The organism is Streptomyces sp. NPDC000151, assembly GCF_040301705.1.
In the GTDB taxonomy this organism is placed as follows: Bacteria; Actinomycetota; Actinomycetes; order Streptomycetales; family Streptomycetaceae; genus Streptomyces.
The window spans coordinates 42,789-50,773 of the sequence record NZ_JBEPFC010000036.1; the positions used below are offsets into that span (position 1 = coordinate 42,789).

Here is a 7,985-nt window from a genome sequence, read left to right on the forward strand (position 1 = left end):
CCCTACGGCCGACGGGTCTGCGGCGCGGCGCGGCGCGACGCCCGCAGGCCGCGCAGCGTGACACCGGCGATCAGGGCGACCGCCACCAGGCAGGCGCAGTACCCGGTCACGCCGCCCCACGCCCCGGAGGAGTACGCGAGGCCGCCCGCCGAGCCGCCGATGGCGCTGCCGATGTAGTAGAAGAACAGGTACACCGCGGCGCCCTGGGCGCCCAGCACGGTGGACCGGCTGCCCACCCAGCCGCTGGCCACCGCGTGCGCGGCGAAGAATCCCGCGGTGAAGACCACCAGGCCGGGGAAGATCGCGCCGAGGCTCGGCACGAGCATCAGGGCCAGCCCGGCCAGCGTCACCACGAGGGCGGCGCACAGCACCACCGGCCGGCCGCGCCGGTCCACGAGACGGCCGGCTGCGGCGGAGGAGAACGAGCCCGCGATGTACGCGATGAAGAGCAGCCCCGCGGTGCCCTGGGACAGGCTGAAGGGCGGCGCGACCAGCCGGAAGCCCAGGTAGTTGTAGACCGTGACGAAGCCGGCCATGGCCAGGAAGCCGATCAGGTAGAGGCGCAGCAGGCCGCTGTCCGGGAACGCGCGGCCGATGCCCGACGCCAGCGCGCGGACGCGCGGCTCACGGGGCACGAAGCGGACCGAGGCCGGGATCGTCCGGCGGAAGACGAGCGTGCACAGGGCGGCGGCGACGCCCACCGCGCCGATGGCCCAGCGCCAGCTGCCCGTCACCTCCAGCACGCCGTCGGCGAGCAGCCGGCCGATCATGCCGCCGATGCCGTTGCCCGCCACGTACAGGCCCATGGCCTGGCCCAGCGACTCGGGGTGCACCTCCTCCGAGAGGTACGACATCGCCGTGGCCTGCAGTCCGGCCAGCGCCAGCCCCTCCAGGACGCGGATCGCCAGCAGTACGCCGAAGCCGGGCGCGAACGCGGCGGCGATGCCGAGCACGGCGGCCGCGGTGAGCGAGAGCGTCATCATGCCCGTCCGGCTCCAGGCGTCGGACAGGGCGGTCAGCGGGACCACCGCGATCGCCATCGCGGCGGTGGACACCGAGACGGTCAGCGACGAGGCGGCGGGGGAGAGGTGCAGGTCGGCGGAGAGCGCCGGCAGCAGCGCCTGGACGCAGTACAGCGTCATGAAGGTGGTCAGCCCGGCGGCGAAGAGCGCCAGGGTGGCCCGCCGGAAACCGGGGGTGCCGCGGGAATGGGCGGCGGCCGGAGGATCACCGTGCGGGGGAGTGGCGGAGGCTTCGGAGACGGTACTGCGTTCGATCACGCCTTCGACCGTAGGTACCGGAGTTCTGTTGCATCAAATGCATCGGAGTGGAGAATACGATCCACATATGGAACGAAGCGTGGAACACGGTGCCCCGGGCGACCCTCTCGCGCAGCTCTGCCCCGACCTGACGCGCTTCGCGGCCGTCGGCCGGCTGGAACACCTCTCGGCGGCGGCCGACGAGCTGCGCACCCCGCAGTCGACCGTCAGCCGCAGCGTCGTACGGGTCGAGGAGGCCGTCGGCGTCCGGCTCTTCGGCCGCGAGGGCCGCGGCATGCGGCTGACCCGCCAGGGCCGCGCCTTCCTGGCCCGCGTCGAGCGCGGCCTGGAGGAGATCGGCGCGGGCTACGAAGAGCTGCGCGCCGACACGGACGCGCCCGGCATGGTGGCGCTCGGCTTCCTGCCCGCGCTCGGCACGGCCCCGGTGCCGCTGCTGGTCCGCTGGTTCCGCGCGCTCCATCCGGGCGTCCGCTTCCGGCTGGTCCAGGACCACCCCGAGGGCCTGCTGGAGCGGCTGCGGGCCGGCGAGGTCGACCTGTGCCTGACCTCACCACTGATCGAGGAGCCGGGCGTCAGCCACCGGGCCGTCACCCACGAACCGCTGCGGCTGGTCGTCCCGGCGGGCCACCGCCTCGCGACCCGGCGGCGGGTGGACATCGCGGAGGCGGCGGGGGAGGACTTCGTGATGGCGGCGTACGGGTACGGGCTGCGCCGGCTCGTCAACGACCTCTGCGGCGCCGCCGGTTTCACCCCACGGGTGGCGTTCGAGGGAGCCGAGGTGGCGACCATCCGCGGCCTGGTGGCCGCCGGCCTCGGCGTCTCCGTCCTGCCGTCCTCGCCCGCGGTGCTCCCCGGCGTGGTCCAACTGCCGCTCACGGACGCGGACGCGTACCGGACGGTCGGCCTCACCTGGATCACCGACCGCCCCCGCACCCCGCTCGTCACGGCCTTCACCGACCTGGTGACCGGCCGCGCCCAGGAAGCCTTCGGCACGACGTTCGACGACTGAGCCGAGTGCGGTGTCCGCCGCCGGGCGCCCTCACATCTCGTGGGCCGGGTTCCCGCCCCAGCGTGCGTGCGCGGGCACCTCCTCGCCCTTCATGAGGAAGGAGTCGGGGGCGAGCGTCGCACCGTCGCCCAGCGTCACGCCGTAATGGACCAGGGTGCCGGTCCCCAGGGTGCAGCCGTTCCCGAGCGTGCTGTGGTCGGACTTGAAGGTGCCGTCCTCCTGGGAGTGGCACTGGATGACGCTGCTCACGTTGAGCGTGCAGTCGTCGCCGATCGTGACGAGCGTCCGCTCCGGCATCCGGGCGCCGTCATCGAAGAGCCGCCGCCCCAGGCGGACGCCCAGCAGCCGCCAGAACAGGCCCTTGAACGGCGTGCCGTTGAGCAGCCGCAGCTCCATCGCCTGGTGCTTCCAGAAGCGTTCGTGCTGCCAGAAGTGCGGGTGGTAGATCGAGCAGAGGCGCGGGACCTGCCGCCGGAACCGGGTACTGGCGCGCTCCAGGAGCCCGGTGTACAGGACGCTGAACACCAGGGTCAGCAGGGTGGCCAGCGCGATCGCCGCCGCGCCCCACGAGGAGTACAGCTCGACGGCGCTCCAGCCGACCGCGAGCACGCCGAAGGTGTAGATCCACCGCGCGAGCAGGAACGAGCCGAGGGTGACGAGGTTGTGCCGGTTCTTGGCCCGCAGCCGGCGGCGGAACGCGTCACCGTCCCTGAGGTGGTCGAAGGACGTGTCGCGCTCGACGGTCCGCGGGATCTCGAAGCTGGGCGAGCCCAGCAGCCCGACGCCCTCCCGGACGGGCCCGTCGACGGGGACCATCACCTTCGTGGCGAGCAGGCAGTTGTCCCCCGTCCGCCCCCGCGAGGGGTAAGTGACTTGATTGCCGAGGAAGTTGTGCGGACCGATCGTCACCCGGGTCACGCGGAAGGACGTGCTGGAGTAGTCCGCGTTCATGAGCGAGAGGCCGTCGGCGACCATGGTGCCGGTGCCGATGGAACTCAGGTACGGGCTCTCGTGCTTCACGTCCGTGCCGAAGTTCGACCCCGTCTGCTCGACCTCGGACAGGTCGTACGAGAGGCCGCGCAGGTAGTGGACGATGTACGAGCTGTCCCCGAAGAGGCGCAGGAAGAACTTGTTGTTGCTCAGCCGCGCGATCGCCCGGTGGACGGAGTAGTGGAACCCGTACAGCGGATAGACCCGGTCCGGCTTCACCAGAAGGTGGAGCAGGCGGGGCACGGTGCACACGAGGAGCAGGCCGAGCAGCAGCGAGCCGAAGAACAGCACGAACGACGCGGCCAGCGCGTCACGGTAGAACGCCCAGCTCGTGACGGGCGGCGGCTGTTCGGACAGGAACGCGGTGAGCTGCGGTGCCTCGGCGAGCAGCAGGTCGACGCCGCCGATCACCAGCGGCACGTACACGATCAGCACGGTCAGCAGCTGTGTGACGCTGTAGACCACCTTGCGCCGCGTGGGGAGGTCGGCGGGGCCGACGGTGCGGAAGTCCGTCCCGGTGGGCTGCCCGGGCGTCCCGTGCCACCGCTCGCCGGCGGGCACCGCCTGCCCGGCGTGCAGCGACGAGGCATGGCCGAGCTGCGCCCCGTCGCCGAGCGAGGTCTCGATGTCGAGCACCGTGGCCTCGCTGATGTACACGTCCTTGCCGAGGGTGACGGGGCCGGTCCGGATCCAGCCCGCCTCGGCCCGGTAGCAGCTGAGGTACGCGTCCTTGCGGATGACCGTGCCGTCGCCGACGGAGAGCAGGTCGGTGCAGACGGGCACGTGCTTGGAGAGCACCGTGACGTCGCGCCCGATCTTCGCGCCCAGCGCCTTCAGGTAGAGCACGTAGAGCGGCGAACCGGCGAACAGGACCAGCGGGTTCGTCTGGACCAGCGTCCTGACGAGCCAGAACCGGAGGTACGCCGGGCTCCAGATGCGGATCCGCTGTGCCGTCCACCGGCCGATGAGCAGCCACTTGGCCAGGATCGGCAGGACGCACACGGCGACGAAGACCGCGCCGCCGAACGCGACCGCCCGCAGGTACCCGTCGAGCAGGCCCGCTCCGGCGGCGATCCAGTCGTAGCCGCGGGCGATGACGAGTGCGGTGAGGTAGGTGTAGCCGAGGAAGATCAGCAGCTGGAGCGCCCCGCACAGGACGTACTGCGGCGTGCCGGCCCGGGCCGGTGCCACGGCCTCGGACGGGGGCGTCGGTGAGGGCACTGGTGGCCCGCCGGTCACCGGCGCGGGTGCGGGCTCCGCGAGCGCCGACGCCAGGCTGCGGATCGTCGGGTACCGGTAGATGTCCTTCATCGACACCGACGGCAGGTCGGGACGCTTCCTGACCCGGGCGCAGAACTGGGCCATCAGCAGCGAGTCGGCGCTGAGGTCGTCGAAGAAGTGGCTGTCGAGCGGCACGTGATCGACGTGTACGACGCCCGCCAGCACCTCGGCCAGCTGGCCCTCGGTGCCGGCCGACGGCGCGGCGTACACGCGTGGGACGGTTGCGGGTGCGTCCAGGTCGGCTGTCGAGACCTGGACATTCTTTCCCACCACTGGAACTCCTTGAGAGTGACGATCGAGCGGGCGGGCAGGGCGAGGTGGCGCCTTCCGCAGTCTTCGGAGAAAACGGGACAGAACCGATCCCCCAGGTTTCCGGAGCCGCCCCGCCGACCGGCCGGTGCCGCCCCGCCGACCGGCTGAGCGCAGCCCGCCGACCGGCCGGAGTGCCCCCGCCGCATGGCGGGAACCGGCCGCGGGCACCCGGAAGCAGGCAGTCGGCGTGGTACACATCGGGCGGTGGCCTGAGGGTGAGCGGAGCACGCGTGATCCGGGTACTGGTGGTGGACGACGAGGCCCTGATCCGTACGGGCTTCCAGCACATCCTGGGCGCGGCGGACGACATCGAGGTCGTGGCGGCGGTCCCCGGCGGCCAAGCGGTGCGGACCGTACGGGAGTTACGGCCGGACGTCGTACTGCTCGACATCCGCATGCCGGACGTGGACGGGCTCACCGTCCTGACCGAGCTGCGCCGGCTGCGGCAGCCGCCGGTGGTGGCCATGCTCACCACGTTCGACACCGACGAGTACGTGGCGGCGGCGCTGCGCTCCGGAGCCGACGGCTTCCTGCTGAAGGACACCGACCCCGAACAACTCCCGCACCTCGTCCGCACGTTGGCCGCCGGTGGTGTCGTGCTGTCCGCCACGGTCACCCGGACGGTCGTCAACGGCTACCTGGACAGCGGCCCCGACGCGCCCGCCGTGCGCGGCGTGGCCCGGCTGACCGCCCGCGAGCGCGCCGTACTCCTCCTCATCGCCGAAGGGCTCTCCAATGTCGAGATCGGTACGCAGATGCACCTGAGCACCGGCACGGTCAAGGACCACGTGAGCGCCATCCTCACCAAGCTGGGGGTGAGCAGCCGCGTCCAGGCGGCGCTGCTCGCCGAGCGCGCGGGGCTGCTGCGGCCGCCGCGGAGCGGGGAGGGCGCATGAACGCCTGCCGCCTGCCGGCATCGCTGAAGTCCCGCCGCCCGCCGGTGCTGTTGCTGGACATCGCCCTCATCGCCGCCATCCTGCTGGACGCCTGGGCCCACTACGAGCCGGACGAGCCGTGGGGCGCCGCGTTCTCCCTGCTCGCCGCCTTCTCGCTCGCCCTGCGCCACCGCCTGCCGCTCACGACCTTCGTGCTCACCCTGCCGGCCCTCGTGATCGCCGACGCGAAGTACGCCTCGCTGGCGGCGCTGTACACCTTCGCCTCGCTCACCCACCGCCGCCTGCTCCTGGCCGCCTGCGCCCTGACGGTCGTGGCGGGCCACGTCGTGCCGTGGCCGTACCCGGAGTACGACGACTACCAGGACACCTCCACCCTGATCCACGTCGGCTACAAGCTGGCGATGGCCGCAGCGCCCGTCTTCCTCGGCCAGCTCGTCCAGGCCCGCCGCGACCTGTCGCTGCGGCTCGCCGAGATCTCCGAGGCGCGCGACCACGAGCGGCTGCTGATCGCGCAGACCGTGCTGGCGAAGGAACGCGCCCAGCTCGCCCGGGAGATGCACGACGTGGTCTCCCACCAGGTCAGCCTGATCGCCGTTCGGGCCGGGGCGCTCCAGGTCGGCACCCGCGACCCCGCCGTGAAGGAAGCGGCGGCCACGATCCGGCGGCTCAGCGTGCAGACCCTGGACGAGTTGCGGCACATGGTCAGCGTGCTGCGTGCCTCCGGAAGCCGCCCCACGGAGCTGACTCCCCAGCCCTCCCTCGCCGATCTGCAACGCCTGGTGGGCTGCAGCGGCATCGAGGCCGAGCTGAGGACCGACCTGCCCGACGGCCTCCCGCCGCCCGTCCAGCGCGCCGTCTACCGCACCGTCCAGGAAGCCCTCACCAACGTACGCAAGCACGCCCCGGGCGCCACCGCGACGGTCCGCATCCACCACGACGACGGCACCCTGCACGCCACCGTCACCAACACCGCGCCCACCCGCCCGGCCCTGCCGCTGCCCAGCGCCTCCCACGGCCTGATCGGCCTGCGCCAGCGCGCGGAACTCCTCGGCGGCACCGTCACCGCGGCCCCCACGGCCGCCGGCGGCTTCCGGCTGCATCTGACCCTCCCGGTCGGGCCGTAGGGGTACGCGGCCGGGGGCGCCGCACCCGACCGCAACGGGCACAGGATGTCGGGTCCGGCACAGTGGTCCCTTCCTAACGTGGTGGTCGAAGGGAAGGAGGCAGGAGTGCTGGAGCGGCTGAACCAGTCCCTGGAACACATCGAGGCGCATCTCGATCAGCGGATCGAGGTGTCCGAGCTGGCACGGATCTCGATGACGTCCGAATATCACTTCCGTCGGATGTTCTCCGCGCTGGCCGGGGTCTCGCTCTCGGAGTACATCCGGCGCAGGCGGCTGACCGTCGCGGGTGCCGAGGTACTCGCCGGGCAGCGGACACTGCTGGAGATCGCGGTGCGCTACGGCTACACCTCGGGCGAGGCGTTCGCGCGTGCGTTCCGCGCCGTGCACGGCGTGGGGCCCGGCGAGGCCAGACGGACCGGTGCGGCGCTGCACTCCCAGCCACGGATGTCCTTCCGCCTCATCATCGAAGGGAACAGCAGCATGCGATACCGGGTCGTGGACAGGGAGCAGTTCCGGGTGGCCGGCAAGAAAGCCCGAGTCCCGCTCGTCCATGAAGGGATGAATCCGTCGATCGCCGACTTCATCCGGAGCATCGACCAGGAGACGATACGGCGGATCACCGCACTGTCCGACCAGCAGCCGGAGGGGATCGTCGCCGTGAGCGACGACCTCGACCCGAGCCGGGCCGAGGGCACCGAACTGGACTACTACCACGGCGTGGTGACCCGATCCGAAGTGCCCGAGGACCTGGACGCGCTCACCGTTCCGGCGGGGACGTGGGCCGTCTTCGAGAACTCCGGCCCGTTCCCGCAGGCGCTCCAGTACCTGTGGCGGGACGTGTTCACGCAGTGGTTCCCGTCCAATCCGTACCGGAGCCGACCGGGACCGGAGATCCTGCGCACCCGGCTGTCGCCGGACCGGGCGCAGGCGGACGCGGAACTGTGGATCCCCGTGGAGCGCACGGAGGTCTGAGTGGGCGGCGTCGTGAGGTGAACCCGCCGTCGGCTATGAGGCGGGCGGCCGGGCGCCGGAGCGCAGCATGGCGCGGGCGCGGTCGACCAGGGCGCGGGCGGCCGGGCTGGTCGGCCCGGCC

General features: G+C 72.1%; 6 protein-coding genes. 4 read left to right on the forward strand and 2 right to left on the reverse strand.

Translation table 11 applies throughout. The features are described 5' to 3' along the window. Positions 1 to 2: 2 nt before the first annotated feature. Entirely contained in the window at positions 3 to 1,280 is a 1,278-nt protein-coding gene (locus tag ABT381_RS13610) for an MFS transporter (RefSeq protein ID WP_351592483.1), read from the reverse strand. A gap of 67 nt (positions 1,281 to 1,347) precedes the next feature. Between ABT381_RS13610 and ABT381_RS13615 the strand changes: the two genes are divergently transcribed. After that, on the forward strand, positions 1,348 to 2,289 hold the full coding sequence (locus ABT381_RS13615) for a LysR family transcriptional regulator (protein ID WP_351592486.1): 942 nt from the start codon (positions 1,348 to 1,350) through the stop codon (positions 2,287 to 2,289). Positions 2,290 to 2,319: 30 nt separating this feature from the next. Here ABT381_RS13615 and ABT381_RS13620 read toward each other — a convergent pair whose 3' ends face one another. Beyond that, positions 2,320 to 4,833, reverse strand: a complete 2,514-nt coding sequence (locus ABT381_RS13620; RefSeq protein WP_351592489.1) for a Pls/PosA family non-ribosomal peptide synthetase — start codon at positions 4,831 to 4,833, stop codon at positions 2,320 to 2,322. Between the two features lie 269 nt (positions 4,834 to 5,102). Here ABT381_RS13620 and ABT381_RS13625 point away from each other — a divergent pair, with 269 nt between their 5' ends. The 3 genes from ABT381_RS13625 (at position 5,103) to ABT381_RS13635 (ending at position 7,864) form a co-directional block, all read left to right on the forward strand. Then, positions 5,103 to 5,768 carry a response regulator gene (locus ABT381_RS13625; protein ID WP_351592503.1) on the forward strand — a complete coding sequence of 222 codons (666 nt, stop codon included), beginning with the start codon at positions 5,103 to 5,105 and terminating at the stop codon, positions 5,766 to 5,768. Further along, positions 5,765 to 6,892, forward strand: a complete 1,128-nt coding sequence (locus ABT381_RS13630) for a sensor histidine kinase (protein WP_351592492.1) — start codon at positions 5,765 to 5,767, stop codon at positions 6,890 to 6,892. Before ABT381_RS13625 ends, ABT381_RS13630 begins: the two co-directional genes overlap by 4 nt. 105 nt (positions 6,893 to 6,997) lie before the next feature. Then, positions 6,998 to 7,864, forward strand: a complete 867-nt coding sequence (locus tag ABT381_RS13635) for an AraC family transcriptional regulator (protein WP_351592506.1) — start codon at positions 6,998 to 7,000, stop codon at positions 7,862 to 7,864. Positions 7,865 to 7,985: the final 121 nt, after the last annotated feature.